General features: G+C 36.8%; 17 protein-coding genes. All 17 read left to right on the top strand.

Annotation, left to right across the window (positions count from 1 at the left end):
• Nucleotides 1–18: 18 nt before the first annotated feature.
• The 17 genes from KF896_12835 (at nucleotide 19) to KF896_12755 (ending at nucleotide 25,576) form a co-directional block, all read left to right on the top strand.
• Nucleotides 19–204 (top strand): hypothetical protein, encoded by a 186-nt coding sequence (locus KF896_12835; GenBank protein ID MBX3044593.1) that lies wholly within the window; start codon nucleotides 19–21, stop codon nucleotides 202–204.
• A complete protein-coding gene (locus tag KF896_12830) occupies nucleotides 205–3,417 on the top strand; it encodes a 4Fe-4S dicluster domain-containing protein (protein MBX3044592.1) in 3,213 nt (1,070 codons plus the stop codon). It abuts the gene before it with no gap.
• 73 nt (nucleotides 3,418–3,490) lie between these two features.
• Entirely contained in the window at nucleotides 3,491–4,810 is a 1,320-nt protein-coding gene (nrfD, locus tag KF896_12825) for a polysulfide reductase NrfD (protein MBX3044591.1), read from the top strand.
• Between the two features lie 2 nt (nucleotides 4,811–4,812).
• On the top strand, nucleotides 4,813–5,955 hold the full coding sequence (locus KF896_12820) for a DUF3341 domain-containing protein (protein ID MBX3044590.1): 1,143 nt from the start codon (nucleotides 4,813–4,815) through the stop codon (nucleotides 5,953–5,955).
• Nucleotides 5,956–6,053: 98 nt separating this feature from the next.
• Complete coding sequence (locus tag KF896_12815; protein MBX3044589.1) at nucleotides 6,054–7,151, top strand: quinol:cytochrome C oxidoreductase; 1,098 nt, start codon at nucleotides 6,054–6,056, stop codon at nucleotides 7,149–7,151.
• Nucleotides 7,152–7,256: 105 nt separating this feature from the next.
• Nucleotides 7,257–8,198, top strand: coding sequence for a cytochrome c (locus KF896_12810; protein MBX3044588.1), 942 nt, complete (start codon nucleotides 7,257–7,259; stop codon nucleotides 8,196–8,198).
• Nucleotides 8,199–8,210: 12 nt separating this feature from the next.
• Complete coding sequence (locus tag KF896_12805; protein ID MBX3044587.1) at nucleotides 8,211–8,999, top strand: SCO family protein; 789 nt, start codon at nucleotides 8,211–8,213, stop codon at nucleotides 8,997–8,999.
• A complete protein-coding gene (locus KF896_12800) occupies nucleotides 8,992–10,638 on the top strand; it encodes a cbb3-type cytochrome c oxidase subunit I (protein ID MBX3044586.1) in 1,647 nt (548 codons plus the stop codon). Before KF896_12805 ends, KF896_12800 begins: the two co-directional genes overlap by 8 nt.
• 40 nt (nucleotides 10,639–10,678) lie before the next feature.
• Complete coding sequence (locus tag KF896_12795; protein ID MBX3044585.1) at nucleotides 10,679–11,275, top strand: cytochrome c oxidase subunit 3 family protein; 597 nt, start codon at nucleotides 10,679–10,681, stop codon at nucleotides 11,273–11,275.
• 10 nt (nucleotides 11,276–11,285) lie between these two features.
• Nucleotides 11,286–11,612 (top strand): cytochrome C oxidase subunit IV family protein, encoded by a 327-nt coding sequence (locus KF896_12790; protein ID MBX3044584.1) that lies wholly within the window; start codon nucleotides 11,286–11,288, stop codon nucleotides 11,610–11,612.
• A gap of 9 nt (nucleotides 11,613–11,621) precedes the next feature.
• Nucleotides 11,622–12,290 (top strand): cytochrome c oxidase subunit II, encoded by a 669-nt coding sequence (gene coxB / locus KF896_12785; protein MBX3044583.1) that lies wholly within the window; start codon nucleotides 11,622–11,624, stop codon nucleotides 12,288–12,290.
• A complete protein-coding gene (locus KF896_12780; protein ID MBX3044582.1) occupies nucleotides 12,265–13,191 on the top strand; it encodes a protoheme IX farnesyltransferase in 927 nt (308 codons plus the stop codon). Before coxB ends, KF896_12780 begins: the two co-directional genes overlap by 26 nt.
• A 33-nt stretch (nucleotides 13,192–13,224) precedes the next feature.
• Nucleotides 13,225–14,628 carry a c-type cytochrome gene (locus KF896_12775; protein MBX3044581.1) on the top strand — a complete coding sequence of 468 codons (1,404 nt, stop codon included), beginning with the start codon at nucleotides 13,225–13,227 and terminating at the stop codon, nucleotides 14,626–14,628.
• A gap of 140 nt (nucleotides 14,629–14,768) precedes the next feature.
• A complete protein-coding gene (locus KF896_12770; protein MBX3044580.1) occupies nucleotides 14,769–15,584 on the top strand; it encodes a mechanosensitive ion channel in 816 nt (271 codons plus the stop codon).
• 219 nt (nucleotides 15,585–15,803) lie between these two features.
• Nucleotides 15,804–16,877, top strand: coding sequence for a hypothetical protein (locus tag KF896_12765; GenBank protein MBX3044579.1), 1,074 nt, complete (start codon nucleotides 15,804–15,806; stop codon nucleotides 16,875–16,877).
• Between the two features lie 384 nt (nucleotides 16,878–17,261).
• Nucleotides 17,262–23,837, top strand: a complete 6,576-nt coding sequence (locus KF896_12760) for a T9SS type A sorting domain-containing protein (GenBank protein ID MBX3044578.1) — start codon at nucleotides 17,262–17,264, stop codon at nucleotides 23,835–23,837.
• A 140-nt stretch (nucleotides 23,838–23,977) separates the two neighbouring features.
• The gene (locus KF896_12755) at nucleotides 23,978–25,576 is read left to right on the top strand and encodes a PDZ domain-containing protein (protein MBX3044577.1); all 1,599 of its coding nucleotides are present in this window, start codon (nucleotides 23,978–23,980) and stop codon (nucleotides 25,574–25,576) included.

The raw sequence follows: 25,576 nt of genomic DNA, 5'->3' as shown, positions 1-25,576 counted from the left end.
AAATAAATGAATAGAGTTATGAAGCAAAACCGTAGAAAGTTTTTCGGACTTATTGGGGCAGGTGCAGTTGGTGCATTTGCTAGCCAGTTTGTTCCGTTTAAGCTTTTAGCCGGAAATGATGGTACTTCTTCCGAAATCGGAAATAAGCCAAAAGTAATAATTCATCCTCTTGCTGTTCCACGTACCAAACGGAGTGATAAGTAGATGGAAAATACTAAACCAAAATTCTGGAAAAGCTTAAACCAGTATAATCAAAAGCCTTCATCTGTTGAATCAGCCCATCACGAATTCGTGAAAGGCGTTACGGATGATTTTGATGTAAATGCACTTCCGGATAAATCCAGAAGAAAATTCATTGCATTGATGGGTGCTTCTACAGCACTTGCCGCAACTGCCTGCTCCGATTATTACGACAAAGGCGAAATTATTACCTATAACAAAAAGCCTGCGAGCATTACTTATGGTCAGGCAAATCATTATGCCACCTCTCTTAATAATGGCACAGGTGTTCTTGTCAAAACCCGTGAGGGAAGACCAATCAAAATTGACGGTAATCCTGAGCATCCCGTAGGAAAGGGTAAAATCTCGACTATTGACCAGGCAGCTATTCTTGATTTGTATGACCCAAGCCGTCTAAGATTTCCCATAAAAAAATCTGACAGTAAGCTGGTTTTATACAAAGATGATATGCCACGCTCAGATTGGGAAAAGGTTGATAATCAAATTGTAGAAAAATTAAAAAAAGCTGCTCAGGATGGCAAAGAGATTGCGATTGTTACACATTCGGTAACTTCTCCGACTCAAAATAAGCTGTTTAATGATTTTGTGCAAAAATATCCTACTGCTAAAATTTATTCTTATGACCAGATTAATGATTCGCAAAAGCGTCAGGCTTGGGTTGATTCCTACGGCTCAAGTTCAATTCCCTCTACAAAATGGAATGAAGCTGATGTGATTCTGTCTTTTGAATGTGATTTCCTCGGTTCTGAAGGCAATGTTGTTGAGCAGATTGCTCAATTCAGCTCAAGACGTGATATGGACAATCCCGAAGGATTTAATAAATTATATCAGATTGAAGGCAATTATTCTCTAACAGGAGCTATGTCTGATTATCGAATCAGATTGACTCCCGAGAATCATTACGCTTTTATAATGAGTATTGCCGCAGAAATTAATTCGAAAGGAAAATCTGCTTATTCAAATGAGTCACTTGCTTCCGTACTTTCAGGATATAATTTAAAGAATTTTGCTCAGCAAAATGGTATCAACCAAAAAGTTCTTGATGAGCTTTTGAAAGATATTATGGCACATGGTAGTAAAACTCTTGCCGTAGCCGGAATTCTTCAACCAAAACAAGTTCATGTGGCTGTTAATCTTCTTAATGAAGTTTTGGGTTCAGTCAGAAATATTTATGATTTCAATCATAATGAAGAGCTTCAGAGACCAATCAGTACCAATGATGAACTGAATAATTTGGTTAGTGGTCTCAATTCCGGCAATATATCAGTATTGATTCATTTTGATTCTAATCCGGTTTATCATTTTCCAACTGATTTAGGATATGCAGATGCTTACAAAAAAGCACCAACGATAATTTCAATGGTTGAATCAGCAAATGAATCATGTGAAGCTAATCAATACATTATTCCAATAAATCATGCTCTTGAATCATGGGGAGATTTCAACCAGAGAACCGGGATTTTCAGTCTTCAACAACCTGTAATTGCTCCTATTCATGATACAAGACAGAAGGAAGCTGTACTTCTCAACTGGATGAACGATGACCCGCTTTTATACTCGCAAGATATTTATCATAAATTCTTGATGAATCACTGGGAAACTGTAATATATCCTATGAGTAACGCAGTAGCCGGTTTCAGAGAATTCTGGTTTGCCTGTCTTCATGATGGAATTGCAACAATTCAATATGAAAATACCGGAGAATTGTCATTTAATTTTAATTCTGTGGTATCAAATAAATTTGCTTTTTCAAAACAAGGATTTACTGTAATTCTTAAGCCGTCATATTATATCGGGGACGGAAGATTTGCTAATAACGGCTGGCTTCAGGAAGTTCCCAATCCTGTAACAAAAACTGTCTGGGATAATTATGCAATGATGTCCCCTGCGACCGCTAAAGAGCTTAATGTAACTTACGGCGAAGATGAACATAATCGCAATGCCGATATGGTCGAAGTTTCTGTAAATGGTAAGACTTTGAAACTACCGGTTATGATTCAGCCCGGTATGGCAGAAAAAGTTATTGCTGTTGACTTGGGATACGGCAGGACTACTATCGGAGATGTTGGCAAAAATATCGGTTTTAATGCCGGATTGCTTTTGTCTGCAAAAGGTGGAGTCTCACCATGGATTTATACAGGTGCATCAGTAACAAAAACTGAAGGAACCTATGAACTTGTATCCACCCAGGAACATCATGCTCTTGATGAAGACTATGTCAAGGATTTCCATTTCAAACGTCATATAATTAACGAATATACAGTTCCTTTCTATAAGGAATTCAAGCAGAAATATACAGCTGCAAAAGTAAGATTGAAAGCTGAGCATGCAGGTGATGAGGAAGCTTACAAAAAAGCACTAAAATCTGAAAAAATACACTTGTTAGGGCATCATGAGTACAAAACCCATTCAATTACACCGGACAAAGTTTATACAGATGTAAAATGGGCTATGGCTATTGACCTTAACAAATGTACTGCTTGCGGCTCCTGTGTTACAGCTTGTAATGTTGAAAATAATATTCCAATCGTCGGAAAAGAAGAAGCCTCCAAAGGGCGTGAAATGCACTGGATGAGAATTGATACTTATTTCAGTGGTACCCCTGATGAACCAATCACAAGCTTCCAGCCAATGTTATGTCAGCATTGTGATAACGCTCCTTGCGAAAATGTATGTCCGGTTGTTGCAACCACTCACAGCCCTGACGGCTTGAATCAAATGACTTACAATAGATGCGTTGGTACCCGTTATTGTGCAAACAACTGTCCTTACAAGGTAAGAAGATATAACTTCTTTGATTTCAGAAATGATTTTGCTGATGGTTATTATCGCAAGGATACATTGGAACTGCTCCATAATCCTGAAGTAACTGTTCGCTCACGCGGCGTAATGGAAAAATGTACTTTCTGTACTCAAAGAATTCAGGAAGCAAGAACTGAAGCATCAAAACAGGGACGCAAGATTAAAGGTACCGATGTTGTTACCGCTTGTCAGGATGCTTGTCCTGCGTCAGCTATTACTTTCGGCGATATGAATGACCCTGAATCTAAAGTTTCAAAATTGCGAGAGCATCCACTTGGGTATCATGTCCTTGAAACTATCAGCGTTAAACCTAACGTAACTTATATATCAAAATTGAGAAATATTGTAGCGGAGGAAAAACACGGTGAGCATTGAATTAACTCATGAACCCTCTGTAATACAGGGAAGACCTACATTAAAATCCATTGACGCATCTATTATTAAACCAATGGATAATCTACCCGATAAAAGATTTTGGGTTGCAATTACTCTAACTCTTTCCATGCTTGGTATAGGTGCTGCAGCTCTTGGTATGTCATTTTACCGTGGATTGGGTATGTGGGGTGTTAATAATCCGGTTGGTTGGGGATTTGCGATTATCAACTTTGTATTTTGGGTCGGTATTGGTCATGCCGGTACACTTATTTCAGCGATACTTTTCTTGTTCCGCCAGAAATGGAGAACAGGTATAGCTCGATTTGCTGAGGGTATGACAATTTTTGCTGTTATGACTGCAGGTATATTCCCACTTATTCACGTTGGTCGCCCCTGGCTTGCAGGGTACTTGTTCCCTTATCCAAATCAGCATGCACTTTGGGTGAATTTTACTTCTCCTCTTCTTTGGGACGTGTTTGCGGTTTCGACATATTTTACTGTATCTTTTGTTTTCTGGTATATAGGGCTTGTACCTGACTTTGCAACAATGAGAGATCGCCTTGCTAATTCAACAATCGTTGAAAAAGTCAAAAAGACAATATATTCTGTATTAAGTCTTGGTTGGAGATTTTCAAATCGTCACTGGTCACATTATGAAATGATGTATCTTGTGCTTGCCGGATTTGCAACTCCTCTTGTACTTTCAGTACATACAATTGTATCTTTTGACTTTGCTGTTTCGATTATGCCAGGTTGGCACACAACAATCTTCCCGCCATACTTTGTGGCAGGTGCTGTGTTCTCCGGTTTTGCAATGGTACAAAATGCACTTATAATTATCAGAAAAGTATATGATTTAGAGCATATCATAACTCTTGATACACTCGAAAAAATGAATAAAATTATTATACTCACGGGACTGATGGTGGGCTATGCTTATGGTATGGAATTCTTTATCGCATGGTATAGCGGACACGAAGTTGAATCTTTTGCTTTCGTTAACCGTGCTTTTGGTCCTTATGCATGGGCATACTGGATAATGGTTAGCTGTAATGTTATTGCTCCGCAGTTTTTCTGGATAAAAAAGCTCCGCACAAATATACCATTTATGTTTGTAATCGCAGTATTTGTTAATGTTGGTATGTGGTTTGAAAGATTTGTAATCACTGTAACTTCTTTATCGCGTGATTATTTACCATCAAGTTGGGCTTACTATACTCCAACAATTTATGACATAGGTATTTTAATCGGAAGTTTTGGCTGGTTCTTTACTTTGCTACTGATATTCACACGTACAATGCCTGTAGTTTCAATTGCTGAAGTAAAGGCTGTAGTCGAAGGTGCACAGCCAACTCATCATGGTCTTGAACATCATTCAGGTGAGGGACACTAATTATGAATAATAATAAAATTTTACACTCAATCTCAGCAATTTTTAATACGCCGGATGAAATAATGAATGCGGCTAAGGAAATTGTCAAAGCTGGTTACAAAAAATTTGATATTCATACTCCATATCCTGTTCACGGAATGGATGGTGCTATGAAAGTCAAACGCTCACCGCTTGGATATTTTGCTTTTGCTTTAGGTGTTACAGGTGCTATTCTGGCATTACTTCTTATGTATGGTACTATGGTTGAAAGCTATCCCAATAATATCGGTGGTAAACCTCTGTTTCCATTGCCCGCTTTTATACCTGTTACTTTTGAAGTTACGGTATTATTGGCTTCGGTCGGAACAGTTTCAGCGATGATTATTATTTTCTTCAGATTTCCGAATAACAGTCATCCTTTGCATGATACACCTTATATGAAGCAGGTATCTTCAGATAAATACGGCGCTGTGATCGAATCCGATGACCCGAATTTTAATTTTGATGAAGTTAAAGCGTTTTTCGAGCGAATTGGTGCTGCAAGTGTCGAGCCGATATATTATGACGAAGAGGAATTGGCATTTAAACCTAATCTTTTCGACCCAAAATTTTTGACCGGACTTGCAATTATTGCCATTACAGTATCGGCATTGACTTATTTTGCTTTGAATAAACTTATGTTTATGGAGCCGTTCAACTGGATGATGAAGCAGCAAAGAATTGCGGCTCAGTCACCGAGTGATTTCTTCAAAGATGGATTTTCAATGAGAGAACCGGTTTCCGGAACAGTTGCTAAGAACAATATGCCTTATTTATATGCTGACAGTGTTGATTTAGCCGAAAAGATGATGGTAAATCCATTGGATGTCAATGATGAAAATCTCGAAATTGGAAAAGTTAAATATAATACTTATTGCAGCCCATGCCATGATTATTATGGAAATGGCAATGCAAGATTAAACGGACAATTCCCAAATCCTCCGAGTTTACATACTGATAAAGTCAGGAATTGGAAGGATGGCAGATTGTTCCACATTATTACCGTCGGACAAAATACTATGCCTGCTTACTCTCAGCAGATTACAGAAAAAGAACGCTGGCAGATTGTTACATATATTAGAGCTTTACAAAGAGCTATGAATGCAACTGAGGAGGATATGAAATGAGTACTCAAAATTTAGTTTTATATGAAAAGAAAGCTCTACCGGCTAAAGTATTATTGATTGGTCTTGCATTACTTGCAATTGGTATAGGTTTAGTCGGAATCGGATTTGCAAATGATTCGGTCAGAGCATCATATAATTTGATAATTGTGTTCTTATGGCTATTCAGTGTTGGTTTTGGTGCACTCTTTTTTGTTGCATTGGAGCATATTGTAGGAGCTGATTGGAGTGTTCCTTTCAGACGCATAACTGAAATATTGGCAGGTGTTGTTTTCATTGTGCCGATTATAGCTATTCCTCTCTTTTTAAATCTCGACCAGATATTTACATGGATGAATCCTGAAGTTTTAAATGCTGATAAGTATGTAAAAGGTAAAGCTCCATATTTGAATGAATCATTTTTTATTATTAGAAATGTAGCAATTTTTGCATTAATGGCTGTTTTCTTTTTCTTGTTTACATTCCGCTCATTTAAACAGGATACAAACAAAAATCCAAAATCATCGAAAACCTCAGCTAAGATTTCAGCAATCTTTTTTCCAATTTTTGCAATATCAATTACTGTAATTGGAATGGACTGGATGATGAGCTTGGAGCCGAAATGGTTTTCGACTATTTTTGGTGTATATTACTTTGCAGGCTCATTACTTGCTACACTTGCTGTTCTTACTTTTGTTGTGATTACTCTCAAAGAGAATGGTTACTTAAGTAAATATATAACAGAAGACCACTATTATAATCTCGGTGGTCTGATGTTTGCCTTTACAAATTTCTGGGCATATATTGCATTCAGCCAGTTTTTACTTATTTGGTATGCAAATATTCCTGATGAAACCCTTTGGTACATGGATAGAAGTGAAGGCGGCTGGTTGATTCTTTCTTTGGGTTTAATTTTTATCAGATTCGGTATTCCTTACTTGGCTCTTGTAACAAGACCATCCAAGAGCAATCCTTTCAGATTAAAAATTATTGCAGTTTGGGTATTCCTTGCTCATTATTACGATTTATACTGGATGATTATGCCCGAATATGCTAAACGTAGCGGTGCAGAAGCTCCTGTTTTCGGACTTACTGAATTATCAGCACCATTTCTTGTTGTAGGTAGTATATTACTGATACTTGGTCTATTGTCAAAGAATCGTAATTTAATGCCTGTTGGTGATCCGAAATTTAAAAGAAGTTTGGAATTTCACTTGTAATATTTAGCGAAAATGCTCATTAAATTGCAGACATTTTCGTCAATACTATTGAATAATTGAATATTGGTTAAATTTTAGTTAAGCTAATGTAAATTAGGTAATCAAATGAATAATATTAATAGACCGGAAGATGAAATAAAATATGAGAATTTACCGAAGAATCCTATGAGACTTTTCGGTATAGTATATCCTTATTTTGCTGTTTTGATAATTATTGGCGGTCTTTATTGGGTATACAATCTTGACTGGGCATACAAAAACAGTCTTAAACCTGTTGTATTGCAAAGAGATACTGTGGCAGAGCCATTGGTAATGAAAAGCGGTTCAATTATGGAAGGTGTGGATGTCAAAGTTGTTAGCCAATCTACTCCTGAGCTTGTCAAAAAAGGTGAGGAATTATATAAAGCAAACTGTTCTTCCTGCCATGGTGATAATGGTGAAGGTAATGGAATAGCCGGAAAAGGTTTGAATCCTGTACCACGAAATTTCAAGCAAAATGACGGCTGGAAAAACGGCTCTAATATATCCGGAATGTGGAAAACACTCGAAGAAGGTATTGCCGGTGGTGGTATGGTTGCCTATGATTATCTCCCGGTTTTGGATAGATTTGCACTCATACATTATATCCATTCTTTAATGAATGATTTTCCTAAAGATTCGGATAGCGAGCTTGAAGCCCTTGATCTTGCTTACAGGCTTAGTGAAGGCAAAGAAACATCAAACCAGATTCCTGTCAGTAACGCAAAAGCTGCTGTTGAAAATGATTTTAAAGCAGTAAATGAAAAAGCGGGTCAAATTGAGAAAAATTTGATTTTTTATCGTAATGAACCAGGTGCTAAACTAATTCTTGAACATTCTATTGATAATCGCAAGCTGATTATTTCGCTTCTAAGAAGCGATTCATGGAGGTCAAGTTCTAAAGCTTTAGCCGGTGAATTGGCATCCAATATAAATACAAATGGTGCAAAAGCAAGCGTTTTGAGACTTAACTCAAGTGAAATTGCAAAGATGCACGAGTTTTTATTAAGAACTTTTTCTCAGATTTAGATAAGATAAATAATGATTAAAATTTTCACAATTTTCATTCTTCTAAATATCACATTATTAACGGCTAAAGAAGATAAGCCCGTTGAAATTGGTATTGAACATGAAAAAAAATTAGGTCAGATGTTACCTATGGATTTGGAATTCCGAAATTCAGAAGGTGATGTACGTAAGCTTGGTGATATTATCAATAAGCCGACAGTTCTTGCTTTAGTTTATTACCACTGTCCCGGAATTTGTAGCCCACTGCTGACAAGTTTGGGAGAAGTGATTGACAAGGCAGATATAAAGCCCGGTAAAGATTATCAGGTACTTGCTATCAGTTTTGACCCAAGAGAAACTTATGATGTTGCTGCCCGATGGAAAAATAATTATCTGAATGCAATGGAACGAGCTATTGATAAAGAAGATTGGCTTTTCATGGTTGGCGATAGTGCTAATGTTGCTAAAATTACTGATGCTGTCGGATTTAGATACAAATCAGACGGTAAAGATGATTTTATCCATAGCGGCGCTTTGATTATGATTTCCCCTGAAGGTAAAATAACCCGTTACTTGCTTGGTACGAGTTACTTACCTTTTGATTTTAAAATGGCAATTATTGAAGCAAGCAAAGGTATAGCTTCACCGCCAATTACTAAATTGCTTGCTTATTGTTTTAGTTATGATCCTGATGGAAAAAAGTACGTTTTCAATTTCAACAAAGTTGCAGGTACTGCAATATTTCTCGGGGTCGGCATCTTCTTTGTGGTTTTACTTGTAAAAGGTAGAAAGAAAACAAATTCAGGAGTTAATAATGGCTGACCACTCAGCAGTAGCCGGAAACGGCAATTATGTTGATTTTTATAACTATAAGGGCAAATTTTCAGGTATATTTGGCTGGCTTCTTTCTGTTGACCACAAGAGAATTGGGCTTATGTACCTTTTTTCAATGATTACTTTCTTCCTTATAGGCATGACGCTTGGTTTCTTTATGCGTCTCGAATTATGGTCCACAGGTCGTGATATTATGGGTCCGCAAACTTATAATGCACTCTTTACCCTGCATGGCATAATAATGATTTTCCTCGTGATAATTCCGGGTATTCCGGCAGGTTTTGGAAACTTTTTTCTGCCTATTCAAATAGGTGCCGAAGACGTTTCGTTTCCCAAACTTAATTTGACATCGTGGTATCTTTATACCATTGGCGGTTTGATGGCTGTAGTTTCCTTATTTGTTGGAGGAGGTCCTATTGATACAGGATGGACATTCTACGCTCCATACAGTTTAAGAACCGGAACAGAAGTTATATTACCGCTCTTAGCAGCATTTATTCTCGGATTTTCATCAATTTTGACCGGTTTAAACTTTGTTACAACTGTTCACAGATTGAGAGCTCCAGGAATGAGTTTCTTTAAACTTCCTCTATTTATATGGGCACTTTATTCAACAGCTTGGATTCAGATTATCGGTACACCGGTAATTGGTATAACAATTATTCTTGTTATCCTAGAGAGAGCTTTTGGTATTGGTGTATTTGACCCTGCTCTCGGTGGTGATCCAATATTATTCCAGCACTTATTCTGGATATATTCCCATCCGGCTGTATATATTATGATACTTCCTGCGATGGGTGTAGTATCGGAAATTATACCGACTTTCTGTAGAAAGACTATTTTCGGATATGGTGCAATTGCGGTATCCTCAATTGCTATTGCATTTGTTGGTACTCTTGTATGGGGACACCACATGTTCACATCGGGTATGAGTGATGAAGCCAGATGGATTTATTCCTTTCTGACATTTATTGTGGCACTGCCTTCCGGGGTAAAAATATTCAATTGGGTGGCCACAATGCACAAGGCATCTATAAAACCGGAAACACCTTTCTTATATGTAATGGCTTTCATCTTCCTTTTTTCTATTGGTGGACTAACAGGATTGGTACTGGGCGCACTTGCTACAGATGTACATCTTCATGATACATATTTCGTAGTTGCTCACTTTCATTATGTAATGTTCGGTGGAACGATATTTATTTTCTTTGCAGGTTTGCATTACTGGTTTCCAAAGATGTTCGGTAGAATGTATAATACAAAAATAGCAAATATTGCACTTGCAATTATGGTTGTAGGTTTCAATATGTTATATTTTACCTTCTTTATACTTGGATATATGGGTATGCCGAGAAGATATTACGATTATCTTCCCGAGTTCCAGAGTTTGCATCAGTTTGCAACTGTTGGTTCATGGGTATTGATAGCAGGAATTTTGCTAATGTTTACAAATCTTGCTATTGGACTTCGCCGTGGTGCAAAAGCATCTGCAAACCCTTGGGGAGGTATGACTTTGGAATGGACTGTTCCGTCCCCGCCACCGCTACTAAATTTTGATAAAATTCCTACAGTTAAATATGGTCCTTATGAATATGAACATTATGAGGAGGTAATGAAGGGTGAGTAATACTACACATACAGTTGATGCAGCACATGCCGAAGGGCTTGTGCACGTGCATCGCGATGACTATGGTGCAAAAATGGGGATGTGGCTGTTCCTGTTTACTGAATTATTGCTGTTTGGCGGTATGTTCATTTTATATATGGCATATCGGGTTGAATATATACAGCAGTTTCAGTTAGCTGCAAAAGAATTGAAAGTTTATATGGGAGGTGTTAATACAATTATACTTCTTACATCAAGCTTGACTATGGTTTTATCAATTGTTGCCCTACAGAGAAAGAATGTCAAAGGCTCAATCTTTTGGCTAATCTCAACAATTGCCTTCGCTCTCGGATTTATGGTCGTTAAATATTTTGAATGGTCTGAAAAGATTTCTCATGGTATTTATCCAAAAGGTCCGGCTTTAATGGAAAAATCTCAGGGTGAGATAATTTTCTTTGGACTTTACTATACCATGACCGGTCTTCACGGGCTTCACGTCATAATTGGAGTAGGACTTCTGACAGCCATGCTTATACAGCTCAAACGAAAAAAAGTACGTCCCGATAGATTCGTTCCACTCGAAAATGCCGGTTTATACTGGCACTTGGTGGATCTTATCTGGATATTTTTATTCCCCTTATTTTACTTGTTACACTAAGAGGTAGATAATGTCTGAACACGCACATAATCACGATTCGCATGCAGATGACGGAAAAATAGCACATGCTCATGACCCAAGATATGGCATGAACTTGATGATATGGCTTATTTTAATTTCGCTGACTGTTATCACTGTAGCAGTAGCAGGTATTGACTTAGGGGAGTACACTCTTTTTGTAGCAATGTTGATTGCAGCTATTAAAAGCTCATTTGTAATCAATTATTTTATGCACATTAAGTTTGACGATCTGCTTTTTAAAATTTTTCTGATACTTGTCATACTTGTCCTTTTGGTAGTATTTGTTTTGACAGGTTTTGACGTATTTTACAGATGAGGTTAGCAAATGTTTAATTCAGCATCAAATTATGCCGATTCAGTTGACTTAGTAATGCTGATTATAGTCGGTATATCAGTAGTTTTATTAATTGGAATTACTGTAGCGATGATTTATTTTGTATATCGCTACAATAGAAAAAGACATCCTGTTGCAGAGCAGATTCACGGCAATGTTATTTTGGAAGTGATTTGGATTGTTATACCTACAATACTTGTTATGGTTATGTTCTGGTATGGTTTTGAAGGTTATCAAACTCTCAGAGCTGATGTGGATGACGCTTATGAGGTGAAAGTCTTTGCATTTATGTGGGGATGGAATTTTGAATATCCAAACGGCAAAAAGACTGATACATTATATGTTCCTCTTAGCCGTAAGACGAAATTAATTCTAACTTCAAGAGATGTTAACCATAGCTTTTATGTTCCTGCATTCCGATTGAAAGAGGATGTTATTGGTGGAAAGAACCACTATATGATTCTTACTCCAAAATCAACCGGCAGCTATGATGTTGCTTGCGCAGAGTATTGTGGTTTAAATCACTCTATGATGTACACAAAACTTCATGTACTTGAGGATTATGCCTTTGACCAATGGGTTAGTCAGTTGGATGAACCCGCTAAAGGTGAGCCTGCAAAATTGGATGAAAATAATGCAAAGGAAGCTGATGCCAAATAAATTATCCCATACTGCAAATATTAGTTTGATGGATAGTTTAAAAAGCTACTTCTCAATTATTTCTGAGCTTTCAAAAGTAAGAATTACATTCTTTGTTGCAATTTCAGGACTTGTTGGTTATATTTTAGCCGGAAATGGTCTTGATTGGAATATTGTACCAATACTTGCCGGTATCTTTATATTATCATGCGGTTCGGCAGCGCTTAACCATTATCAGGAAATTGATACTGATTCAATGATGGTTAGAACTAAAAACCGTCCGCTTCCAACCAGAAAAATTACTTCTGCTTTTGCGCTTATTACTGTTATAGCAATGTCTCTATCCGGTTTAGCATTAATTTGGTATTTTTCAAATTTCACAGCTTTCTTGCTTGGTATTGGAGCATTAATATCTTATAATGCAATTTATACTCCACTTAAGAGAGTAAGTGCATTTGCAATTATGCCGGGAGCAATTGTTGGCGCTATGCCACCTGCTATTGGCTGGGCTGCAGCAGGAGGTATGATTACTGACCCGAAACTTTTTGCTTTGGGTATGTTCTTCTTTGTTTGGCAGATTCCACACTTTTGGTTTTTGCTTTTAATGTATGATGTTGATTACCGCAGAGCCGGTTTTCCGACACTAAGTAAGTATTTTAACAGTACTCAATTGAAACGAATTACTTATGTTTGGGTGGTTGCATTGGCAGCAAGCTGTATGCTGATTCCGCTTTTTGGACTGACGCATAATTTATTGACAAATCTTTTATTGTTATTTGCCGGTTTTGTTCTTATATGGAGAACTAAACCACTTGTTGTTGAATTTGATGAAAGATTCAATTTTAAACTTGCATTCCTTGACATAAATCTTTACGTTTTAGTTGTGGTTACTTTATTATCAATTGATCAGTTTGTATATTAAGAAAATTAAATTTACAGAGAGAGGCTTAATAATATGGAATTATTGGACAAGTTAGTTATACCACAGCCCGAATATAATTTGGTACTGCTGAATTATTTTTTGATGCTTGGGCTTTCCATATTTTTTATTTATACCGGTGCACTATACGGAAGTATGATTATGTCGGTATATTTCAGAGGCAAGGCTAAAGGCTATAATCACTTTTCATTTATGACTAAAGATTACGCTGATGTTGCTACTGATAAAAAATCTTATGGTTATGGATTAGGCATTGTTTCTTTCCTGTCCATAATTTTCATTTATGCTCAGCTTTTGCATAAGACCGATGTCGGTGTTGTTTCATATTTACTTGTTGCTCTTGTGCTGTATATTGCAGGTATGGTGACTTTGTTTAATTATAAAAGTTCACTACACTTAAGCAGTATTTTTTCTAATATTAAAGAGCAAATAACTGGTAAAGTTCCTGAATCTACGATCGCCGAAATTGATGAAATTAATACTACTGCAAGAGAGCTGAAAAGCTCTGCAGGAACATGGGGTATTATACTGATGTCATTTGCTATGTGGTTCTTTATTGGAGCAATTGCTCTCACAACTGATAAAGCCGCTTGGGAAGGCAGTAGCATTTTAACGATTCTTATTTCGTGGAAGACTATATTAGGATTTTTCCAATTTTTAATTGCATCAATAGCTTTAGCCGGAATTTCTTTTATTTTTCGGAAATATTACTGGGATGCTGACAAAAATAAAGATTCTGAAGATTATACTGAGTATGCAAAGAATTTCAACTTATGGTTGAGCATTGTTACCCTTATAATATTACCGGTATTCTTTTTAATAGGAATTTTCACTACTCCTAAGACTTCAGTCAGCCCATGGTTTTTTGCAAGCAGTCTATTGGGTATAATTGCCATTTTCGCTGTTTTACATGCAGTTTATGGAATACTGAAAACTAAGAATGTTCAATTATCGAAATATGCATTTTTCATATTCTTAGTTGCTTTTGCTTTGCTTGGAATTAAGGAAAAACTTGCTTTCAGTGTTGCTAATCATGAGCATGTACTGGTACTAAATGAGGAATACAAAATCCACAAAGAAGAGTTTTTAGCTTCTATGGGTGTTGCAACTGTAACGGTTGATGGAGCTGAAGTTTACAATCGTTGTATGGCTTGCCATCGTGATGAAGATTCACCCACAGCACCTGCTCATAAAAATATAATGGCTAAATATTTAGCCCAGGAAGACCCTAAAGCGGCTCTGGCAAGATTTATCGGTAATCCTGTTCCGGTTAATCCTAAATGGCCCCCGATGCCAAATCAGGGATTGACACCTGCTGAAGTAACTGCTGTAACTGAATATTTATTAGATAAATACAGTGATAAAAAAGATGAAAGCCAAGCTCCTGCTGATTCGGTAACTGCTTATTTATCAAAATAAATTTACTTTTATATTATTTTAAACGAGGCAAATACCAATTGTTTTTGCCTCGTTTTTTTTTGAATATAGAGAATTAATAAATAATTGAATGATTTATTCGTAATATTTTATTCATATTTATAAAATAACAGGAGAGAAAAGTGGATACAGACCAAATATTAATCAAATTAACTGATATTGTTATTGAATATGGACCGAAGTTAGTTGGTGCTATTGTCGTATTATTTATCGGATTGAAAGTAGTTGTAATTTTGACAAAAGCAACAGAAAGGTTCCTTGATAACCAAAACCTTGACATTTCTTTAAAACCATTTCTGAAAGGTATAATCAATATATTGCTTAAAGTACTATTGATTGTCAGTGTACTTAGTATGTTAGGTGTGGAAATGACTTCTTTCATTGCTATGCTCGGAGCTGCCGGTTTAGCAATTGGAATGGCACTTTCCGGTACTTTGCAGAATTTTGCAGGGGGAGTAATTTTGCTTATTCTTAAGCCTTTTAAAGTCGGTGATTTCATCGAAACCCAAGGTTTTTTAGGGACGGTAAAGGAAATTCAAATATTTAGTACTTATATTTTAACAGTTGATAACAGGACTGTTATTATTCCTAACGGAGGACTATCAACTTCTTCATTGATTAATTTTACAAAAGAACCGATTCGAAGAGTTGACTGGACTTTTGGCATAGCTTATGGTGATGATACAGACAAAGCTAAAAAGGTTATACTTGAGCTCTGTCAGGCAGATACCCGAATTCTTGGTGATCCGGAGCCTTTCGTGGCTGTTTCGGCTCTTGCTAACAGCTCTGTTAATTTTACTGTGAGGGCTTGGGTGAACTCCCCGGATTACTGGGGTGTTTTCTTTGATATGAATGATAATATTTACAAAACATTTGGCAAGGAAGGACTTAATATTCCATTTCCACAAATGGATGTACATGTTAAAAATTCTAAATAAAATTTGCGATTTTCATTCAAATTATTAACAGAAAACACACTAATAAGTATTAATTACTAAGTATAAATACGTAGTGTTTTTTAAATGCTACGTATATTAATTAATTATTGTTAATAATGCTTAATTATTACTCAATTTGAATTTGTGGAAAGATTTTATCCAATATTATAGTAGCTGATACTTTAATAGACTTGTTTTTATTCTATTTTCTATTTAATTATGATAAAAAATATTTCTGTCGTCACCATAGCTATTTTGATTATTTTTTACTGCAATTATTCTTCTCAGAATGAATCAGTAAAAATAACCAATCATCTGGAAAATTCCATAAGTGTAAATATAACAATGCAAATAAGCAATAATAGTGAATATATTGGTGTGGTTAAATCAGCGGAATATGCTTCAGTTCCTCCCCAAAATATTTCATATATACCATCATTGAGCTACAGTTCAGCAGATTCTGTTGCGATAACAGGTGAGGGCAATGTAGTATTTTTTTCGGGCAAAGTCTCCGGAGATTTCAACATAATCAACCTTAAGCCTGACCAAATCTATGATTTCATATTGTATAAAAAGGAAAAAAACAGTTTCAAAAAGATATTTGAAGTATCTCACACTACTCTTGCCGAAATGCCCGAAAGGCAAGCCCAGAAAATAATGTGGTCAAATCAGACTCACAATTCGATTGATATTTATGCTCGGGCAGGCTCGGGAGAAAAAACGCTTTTTACTGTTAGTCGCTCTCCGAATGATTTTATTCCGTCGAATGCCTCCGAATATACTGCAAACAGTACATTTGGTCAAGGATTTGAACCTTCAAGCGGAGTGTTTGTTGTTTATTCCGGAAATGATAATGAGAAGTCTGTCAAAGTTAGCGGATTAGAGCCCGGAACATATTATTATGTTACTTCTTATGAGTTTAACGGTAAAGGTAAAAGCACTCATTACAACCCGCAAGTTACTAAGCTCGCTAATGCAGCACGCATTGCAACAACTCTCGAAACTCCAAAAAATGTGAAAGTACAAAAAAAAGCTGAATCTCAAAAGGGCGGAAGTCAAAAGATAGTTGTGGAGTGGGAGAAAGTCAAATCCGCAAGTACTTATATTATCGAGTTAGCTCTGGATGAGGATTTTGTGGAGCCTGAAGAAATTTACGGCACTATTGATGTAGGAGAATTATCTGCATTTGAGTTTGATGAATTGGAGCAAAAGAGAACGTATTATATACGCATAAAATCTGCTAACCAATATTTTGAATCTAATTATTCTGAAGTGTTCATTGTCAATTTGTAGATTGCTTGATAAGTTATTTGTCAGTCTGAGCACACTTCGACTTCTCTCAGTGTGACACTTGGTTGATGTTATGATATTTTATGTCAGTCTTAGCGTAGTCGAAGACTAAAGAGCACACTTCGACTTCTCTCAGTGTGACACAAGGGTATAGTCATGCGTACATGAAGTGCCGCAGACTGTAGAGAATTTAGTGTGAAATTAGGTATTTATACTTATTATTTTTGAATAAAATTACTGAATTTGAAAAATTATTTTGTCATTTGAATATATATTTGTATTTTAGTATGTCTGAAAAATATTATTTCGGATATGTTAAGAACAAGTGAAACAAATAGATTTTTTTTAACTAACATAAATGTTTAACTTTTTTAAAGGTATTATATTATGCAACGTTTACTCTCGATATTGACAGCAGGCTTATTATTAGTCATGCTTTCATCAGCAGAGTTGTTTGCGCAGCCTTCCACCCAATCCAGTAACATCTCTTTTAGTAACATAGCTGCCACTTCGGTGAGAGTTATTGTTGGTACAAGAGGTAATGGTGATGGTAGAATTATTGTAATTGAAGAAGGAAATTCTATATCAGATAACCCAACTGATGTTGATGATTTCTATTCACCTGCAAACGCAAACTTTGGCTCAGCTGAAATAATAAGCTCTGATACCAGAGTTGTTTTTTCGGCTACCGGTACGGGTAGAATTGTAACAATTACAGGGCTTCAGCCCGGTACGGAATATACCGTAAAAGCTTTTGAATTTGACGGAGATGGGTACAACTTATCTGATGTAACCAATAATCCTCGCTCTTTCACTACGCTTCCTGAAAGACCGGCTTCAGTATTTGCTGATAATGTTACTTTCACTTCTTTCAGAATGAATTGGACTAATCCTCCATCAGGTGACTGGGATGGATTTGAATTAACTGCATCTTTATCAAGTACTTTTGCTACAGGATTAGTTTGGTACACTAATCTTGATATAGGCGATATTAATGATTTTGATATTGAAGATGCTCCCCCAACAGACATTACGCCAAACACAACTTATTACTACAGAGTGCGTAGTACTCTCAATGGTGGAAAGAGTGCATGGAGAAATGGTGCACCTGTTACGACTTTACCGCAGGATGCTACTTTGCCGTATACATCTGCAGAAGTTTGTCTTACAAATACGCATATTTTAACACCTACCGGACCAAATCCGGGTAATGGTACTGACCAGCATAAATTCAGAGCTTATGACGCTGAAATCGGCGGTACTGCTTATTTTGGTGGCTTTGCTTATTTATCACTTAACTTGACACCAACTGCAGCTGGCGAAACATCATTCTGGATTGCCGCAGTAAGCAATAAAACAGGTTTAGAATCTGGAAACAGAGTAGAATTTATTGTTGATGCTTATCAAAATGGTCCGATTGCTAATGCAGGTCCTGACCAGGACTTGTGCGACTATACAGAATATTTTGTAGATATGGAAGGTAATGATCCATCACCGGCAACAGGTACCTGGACTATTATCTCTAAACCTTCAGGTTCTTCTTTAACTGATGTTGATTTGGAAGAGCTAGCATACAATGATGAAATAGAATTAGATGCTTACGGAACTTATGTATTCCGTTGGACAATTACTCAAAACGGATGTAATCCTACTTTTGATGATGTTACTATAACACTTACTGAACCACCTTCAGAAGCTGAGATTTTAACAGGTTGGTTCGATGAAGAGTTTCAAGAGGGTCCACCTTTTGGTTTTGCAGGAGTTTGTAACAGCTTAACTATAGACCTTGAAGCTGTAGCACCTACTTCAGGTACAGGAACATGGGTAGCAGTTCCATATTTCGAAAGTGAAATTGATGGAGATGTTACATTTTCACCTAATGCAAATTCTCCTGAAGTTACTGTAACTGTTCCTGGATATGGATTATATTATTTCATTTGGAGTGTTAGCTCAGGTGGTGCTTGCGATGACATTTACTATGATGAAGAATATGATATTGAATACAATGATGCTAATTATGCAGCTATAATGGTTATTTTCGAAGAAGCGCCAACAGTTGCTGATGCAGGCGAAGATATCGAAGTTTGCGGCAATGTTTCTGTATTCTTAAACGCTAATACACCTGAAATTGGATATGGAGAATGGGAACAAATTTCTGGTCCGGGTTCTTATGACGCTATTTTTGAAGATTATGAAGATCCAAATACTGAAGTAACTATCCCTGAAGGTGGAGAAGGTACTTATGTATTTGTTTGGACTATCTATCCTGAATATGATGAGTGGTTCTTTGAAGGAACTATATGTCCTGAAACTTATGATGAAGTCACTGTTACATGGAGTCCTGAAATAAGTGACGCCGTAGCAGCTTATGAAGAATATGATTGTGGTGACTTAGTTGTATTTTTAAATGCAACTCCACCGACAGTCGGTACAGGCATGTGGACAGTAACATCAGCACCTGAAGATGCTGAATATTACTTTGATAATGCTACATACCCTGACGCTACTTTTGAGACAGATTCTTATGGTGACTATACTTTACTATGGACTGTTTCAGATCCAAACGGTATTTGCGAGTCAAATTCAGATGACATATCTTTTGGTTTAGGCGAAGCACCTACACCTGCTGATGCAGGATTTGACCAGAATGTTTGCGGTTTGACTACAAATCTTTTTGGCAGTGTTCCAATTCTTGGCGAAACAGGAATGTGGTATAGCTCAATTGATAATATTGGTGATGCTGATTTCGCTGATGCAAGTATGTATAACACATCAGTTACTGTAACTGATTATGGAACATATTCATTTGAATGGACTATTGAAACAGATTGCGCTACTTCATCTGACTATGTATATGTTACTTTCTGGAATGAACTTGACGAATGGACTGCAGGCGTAGGTGGCGAAACTTGTATCAATACTGAATTTGATATTGAAGGTTCAGATCCAAGCGGATATGCAGGAACTGCCTATGGTGAATGGATTACTGAAAATCCACAAGATCCTGTAGATATTGAAGACAGAGATTCATACAGCACAACTGTAACATTCTCACAATCAGGTACTTACGTATTACGCTGGCAGGGTTACAATGGTCCTTGTACAGTTTATGATGAAATTACTATAGTAGTAAATGATCCACCGACTGTTACATTTGACGACCCGGAAGATGAATTCTGCTCCGAAGATGATAGTGATTTTGATATGACATCATTGGTAACTCCTGAGGGTGGTACATTCTCAGGTCCAGGCGTATCAGGAAACTTTTTCAATCCGTATGATGCAGGCTATGGTGAACACACAATAACTTACACTTATGAAAGTGGTGGCTGTGTTGTAGAAGAAACAGCAACGTTTGTAGTTGTAGAGCCTGAATATATTTATTGGGAACCAGAATATTATGAAGTATGTATTGATTGGGATACATTTGAATTAGATTATGATTTAGAGCCTTATGGTGGTACCTTCTCAGGACCCGGCGTTACCGGATATGATTTTGATCCTGCTTTAGCCGGTCCCGGTTACCATGAAGTTACTTACACAGCACCGGGCGCTTGTGCCGGAACTGAAACGATAACTATCGCAGTTTACTCTTTACCTGAAGTAACTTGTCCTGAAGATTTTGAAGTATGTATAAATGATGATTGGATTGAGTTGGATGTTGCCTCACCAAGTGGTGGTTGGTATAGCGGAGATGGTATTTCAGGGGATAATTTCATTCCTGGTGATGCCGGATTAGGAGAACACACTATCACATATTACTATTATGATGATAACACCAATTGCCAAAACTCATGTGAATTTACAATAACTGTAAATGCTGCACCTGATGCAAGCTTTAGTGATGATTATGATGAAGTTTGTGATAATGGCGGTTCAATTGACTTAAGCACTTATGTAACTAATCCTGGCGGTACATTCTCAGGTACTGGCGTATCCGGTAATTACTTCGATCCGGAAGGATTAGATGGTGATTATGAAATAACTTATAGTATTACAAACGAAGATGGCTGTAGTGATGAAGATTATATGACAATTTATGTCAATGTAGCTCCAGTAATCACAAGTTTTGAAAATGTAGGACCTGTTTGTGTTGGTTCACAGCCATTTACATTTACAGCCGAACCTGAAGGTGGAAGCTATTCCGGTAGCTATGTATCAGGCAATGAGTTTGATCCTTCAACTGTCGGTGAATGGGATGTTACTTATACTGTAACAGATGAAAATGGATGTACATCAGAAATGACAATAACTGTTGAAGTAATTGCAGCTCCTGAAGCTGAATTTACCGAAGCCTTTGAAGAAATTTGCGAAGGTTCAACAACACTTGTTAATTTATTGGATTATGTAAATCCTCCTGATGGTGCTGAAGTTTCCTTCTCAGGTACTGGTGTAAGTGGTGATAATTTTGACCCAACCGATTTAGAGCCCGGTGACTACACAATTACTTATGAAGTAACTGTCGGCGAGTGTTCAGACTTAACAACTCAGGATATAACTATTAATGCATTACCTGAAATTTCTTGTCCATTCGACTTAGTATCATGTATTGATCATCCATTACAAGAATTAAGTGAAATAACCGGTGCTTCACCAAGTGGTGGTGTATATTCCGGTACAGGTGTATCTGATGGTTTCTTTAATCCATCTATTGCCGGTGCAGGTGAGCATACAATTACTTATACAATCACAGATTCTGAAACAGGTTGCTCAAATTCTTGCGAATTTACATTCCTTGTAAATCCATTGCCTGAAGTTGTCTGTCCTGAAGATTTTGAGGTTTGTATTAATGCAAATCCTGTAACATTAAGTGGAGCTTCACCAACAGGTGGAAATTATTCAGGTGAAGGCGTTGAATCAGGCATCTTTGATCCTTCAGTTGCCGGTGCCGGCGATCACGTTATCACATATACTTATATAGCTTTAACAGGTTGTGTAAATACTTGTACATTTACTATTACAGTTAACCCACTTCCTGAACTTGATTGTCCTGAAGACTTTGAAGTATGTATTGATGCTGACGCAATTAACTTAACTGAACTTGGTGCTTTACCTGATGGTGGTTATTTCTCAGGCGACGGTGTATTATCAGACGTATTTACACCTTCAGTAGCCGGTGCAGATGATCATACAATTACATATACATATACTGACCCAGAAACAGGTTGTGTAAATACTTGTACATTTACTATCACAGTTAATCCACTTCCGGAAGTAGATTGTCCAGAAGACTTCGAAGTTTGTGTTGATGCTGAAGCAATTGACTTAACTGAGCTTGGTGCATCACCTGAAGGTGGTTCATTCTCAGGAGAAGGCGTTGAATCAGATATCTTTGATCCTTCAGTAGCGGGTGTAGATGTCCATACAATCACATATACATATACTGACTCAGAAACAGGTTGTGTAAATACTTGTACATTCGAAATCACAGTTAACGCACTTCCAGTTGTAGAATGGGATGATGAATACAGTTCAGTATGTGCTGATGGTGATGAATTTGCATTGACGGGTGGCTATCCAACCGGTGGTGTTTATTCTGGTGCAGGCGTTTATGAAGAAGAAGGTGCTTACTACTTCGATCCTTCAGAAGCAGGTGCAGGTTCACATACACTTACTTATACTTACACTGATGAAAATGATTGTGTAAATTCAATCACTAATTCAGTACAAGTAGATGCTATCGTACTTGCTGACGCTGGTGATGATGACAATATAGCAGGTTACACTTACGAACTCAGTGCAAATACTCCTTCAGCCGGTATGGGAACATGGACTCTCGTTGATGGACCAGAAGAAGCAACTGCTGATTTTGCTGATGAAAATGACCCAACAACAGAAGTAACCGTTTCAGAATATGGCGTTTACACGTTTGGCTGGGAAATTATAAATGGTGCATGTTATGCTTATGATGAAGTAGAAGTTACATTCACAAGCCTAGAATCAGAACCAACCGCACTAAGAATTGATTTACCTGCAGGTCCATTTATCACAGGTCAGTCATTCAATATTACTGTAGTAGTTGTTGATGGTAACGGCGACCCTGTAAATCCAAATGCAGATGTAGATTTCACTCTTGATGTCTATACAGGTATTTCAGCTTTATCAGGTCAGTTAACCGGTACAATTCCAACTACAGGTACTTCATTAGTACGCACTATCACATTAGATGCAGATGATGAAACACTTGGTGAAGCAGGAATAGTATTAGTTGCTATGGATGATGACGCTATCTTAAACGATGGTTACAGCAATGCATTCAACTTACTACCGATTGTACCGCCAAATCAAGCTACTAATATGAACTTTACTAATGTTACAACTTCATCATTGACTGCTTCCTGGACTACCGGTGTTGACGCTGTCGGATCTGTGGTTGTAGCAGCCAGAAGAAATAATATTATACCATTGTCTGTTCAGTTATCAGCAGGTACAGCTTACAATGCAGGTACATCAACCTGGAATGATGGTACTAACCTTGCAAGTAATACTTTTGTAGCTTATGTTGGAACAGGTGAAACGGTTGATATTACCGATTTAGCAAGCAACAGAAACTATGCATTTAAGGTTTATGCTTACAATGGTTCAGGTTCAGTTATTAACTATAATAATACTAATGCTGATTTAGAATCAAATAATCGTGTTACTTCTACATTGAAGGGTGCATTTGATATTGAAGACTTACCTCTTGTAGGCGACAATATCTTAAGTTCATCATACTTGACTCCAAACCCTGCACGGGATAATGTATCGCTTACAATTGACCTCTCACAGAGTGCAAACGTAACTGTATCATTCTTCACAGCAGATGGTAAGCAAGTATTGTTACCTGTAAGTGGAACTGACTTCAATGCAGGACGTCACAGCTTCAATATTCCTCTTAAAGGCTTGGCTGCAGGAGTTTACTCTGTAGTTATCTCAGCCGGTAATGAGGTTATCATTGAAAATGTGGTTGTAATGCCGTAATCTCAAATATATCAGCTTTTGCTGATGACAAAAGGCGGATATCCGAAAGGGTATCCGCTTTTTTTTTAAGTAAATTCCAATAAATATTGAAAATAATATTCTATATGTTAGGTTTATTTAGTTTTAATATTTAAAAAATTATGATGATATCATTAAGATTAAGTTTAATTTGTATATTTATAATAGTATTTAATATAAATTTATCTTATTCCCGGTCAGACATTGATAAATTAATTGAGTTTCAGGCACAGAAATTTAAATATATTCTTGAGACTGCATACAAAAATCATCCTGACTCACTGGATGTTATAAAAATCAGTGATGAGGCATTTGCTGCACTTCTTCAGTCAATTGACAAAGAATCATATTACTATAATAAGCGAGATATGAAACTAGTGCAAGAAGGAAATAAAGGCATAACTTACGGCATCGGAATTGAAGCTGTAAGTATATATGATACTTTGTATGTTATTCAGGTGCAAGCAAATTCCCCTGCGAATCAAAGTGGTATTGAAATTGGCGATATAATCACTCAGATTGAAGGAAGAAGCACTTTAGCAATGATGAAGAAAGATTTTGATGAATTGATTCAGGGGGATTCTGCAACTTATGTTAATATCGAAATTCAGTCTGTATATTCCGGAAAGAAGTCTTCAAAAAAGGTGTTGCGAAAGGATATACCCATTCCGGGGATAACTGCATCATATATTTTTCCCGGTACTGATATTGGAATAATTGTAATAAGTCGCTTTTCAGAAAATGTTGCAGAAGATTTTACCCGAATTGCTAATGTATTAATTAAGAAAGGAATGAATAAAATTGTAGTTGATATGCGTGGAAATCCGGGTGGATATATGACAAAAGTTGATGAAATTCTTGATTTATTCATACCAGGAAAGAAACTTCTCACTAAGACAGTTTCACCATCAGCTGACATAAGGACTGAAATATACTCTAATGATGGGGATCTCCTCGAAAAAATTCCTGTAGTGGCACTGATTGATGAAAATTCAGCTTCCGGAAGTGAGCTATTAGCCGGAGTTTTGCAGGATTATGACAGAGGAATTGTTGTAGGGAGGAGGTCCTACGGGAAAGGGACTATCCAAAAAATCTGGAGTATGAATGATACCACAGGTTTTAAACTTACAGTCGGTAAATATCAGACTCCTTCAGGAAGAGATATTCAAAAATATCCTGATGAGTTACCATTTATGGTTGAAAAAGGACTTGATACCAATTTTGATGCAGATGCGGTAAATAAAAAAATCAGGGAAATGGGAACGAGCAAAATCAAAGTATTTCAGTCAGAATCCGGAAGACATATTATTGGTGGCGGAGGAATTTTTCCTGATAAAATTGTTGATAATGATACTCTTACTCAACTTACTCAGCTTTTAATCAGAAGAGGTATGTTTTTTAAATGGGCTGTGTCCTTTAAGAATAGATACGGAAAAGAATTACTTGATAAATATGGTAACGATTACAGTAAATTCAATATGGAATTTCAGATTACTGATGAAATGCTACGCGAATTTGCTCAATATGCTTTAGAAAATAAAGTATGGAATAACGAAATGTTTACGCAGGATAAACGTTACTTTATTACTTATCAAAAAGCAGTTATAGCTAATGTATTATGGGGCTACAATGCATTTTCAGAAGTATTATCTATAGTTGATAATGAATTAGTTGCGGCAGTAAGAGAAACAGTGAATGCTGCCGAAATGATTAATAAATAA

The sequence above is a fragment of the Ignavibacteriota bacterium genome, assembly GCA_019637995.1.
In the GTDB taxonomy this organism is placed as follows: Bacteria; Bacteroidota; Ignavibacteria; order Kapaibacteriales; family UBA2268; genus JANJTB01.
Note: the sequence above shows the minus strand (reverse complement) of the source record. Positions and strands in the feature narration are given on the sequence as shown.

Excerpts from the sequence above, each read along its gene's own strand:
- KF896_12835 (MBX3044593.1), top strand. The coding sequence starts at position 19 with ATGAAGCAAAACCGTAGAAAGTTTTTCGGACTTATTGGGGCAGGTGCA.
- KF896_12830 (MBX3044592.1), top strand. The coding sequence starts at position 205 with ATGGAAAATACTAAACCAAAATTCTGGAAAAGCTTAAACCAGTATAAT.
- nrfD (MBX3044591.1), top strand. The coding sequence starts at position 3,491 with ATGGATAATCTACCCGATAAAAGATTTTGGGTTGCAATTACTCTAACT.
- KF896_12820 (MBX3044590.1), top strand. The coding sequence starts at position 4,813 with ATGAATAATAATAAAATTTTACACTCAATCTCAGCAATTTTTAATACG.
- KF896_12810 (MBX3044588.1), top strand. The coding sequence starts at position 7,257 with ATGAATAATATTAATAGACCGGAAGATGAAATAAAATATGAGAATTTA.
- KF896_12805 (MBX3044587.1), top strand. The coding sequence starts at position 8,211 with ATGATTAAAATTTTCACAATTTTCATTCTTCTAAATATCACATTATTA.
- KF896_12800 (MBX3044586.1), top strand. The coding sequence starts at position 8,992 with ATGGCTGACCACTCAGCAGTAGCCGGAAACGGCAATTATGTTGATTTT.
- KF896_12790 (MBX3044584.1), top strand. The coding sequence starts at position 11,286 with ATGTCTGAACACGCACATAATCACGATTCGCATGCAGATGACGGAAAA.
- coxB (MBX3044583.1), top strand. The coding sequence starts at position 11,622 with ATGTTTAATTCAGCATCAAATTATGCCGATTCAGTTGACTTAGTAATG.
- KF896_12780 (MBX3044582.1), top strand. The coding sequence starts at position 12,265 with ATGCAAAGGAAGCTGATGCCAAATAAATTATCCCATACTGCAAATATT.
- KF896_12775 (MBX3044581.1), top strand. The coding sequence starts at position 13,225 with ATGGAATTATTGGACAAGTTAGTTATACCACAGCCCGAATATAATTTG.
- KF896_12765 (MBX3044579.1), top strand. The coding sequence starts at position 15,804 with ATGATAAAAAATATTTCTGTCGTCACCATAGCTATTTTGATTATTTTT.
- KF896_12760 (MBX3044578.1), top strand. The coding sequence starts at position 17,262 with ATGCAACGTTTACTCTCGATATTGACAGCAGGCTTATTATTAGTCATG.
- KF896_12755 (MBX3044577.1), top strand. The coding sequence starts at position 23,978 with ATGATGATATCATTAAGATTAAGTTTAATTTGTATATTTATAATAGTA.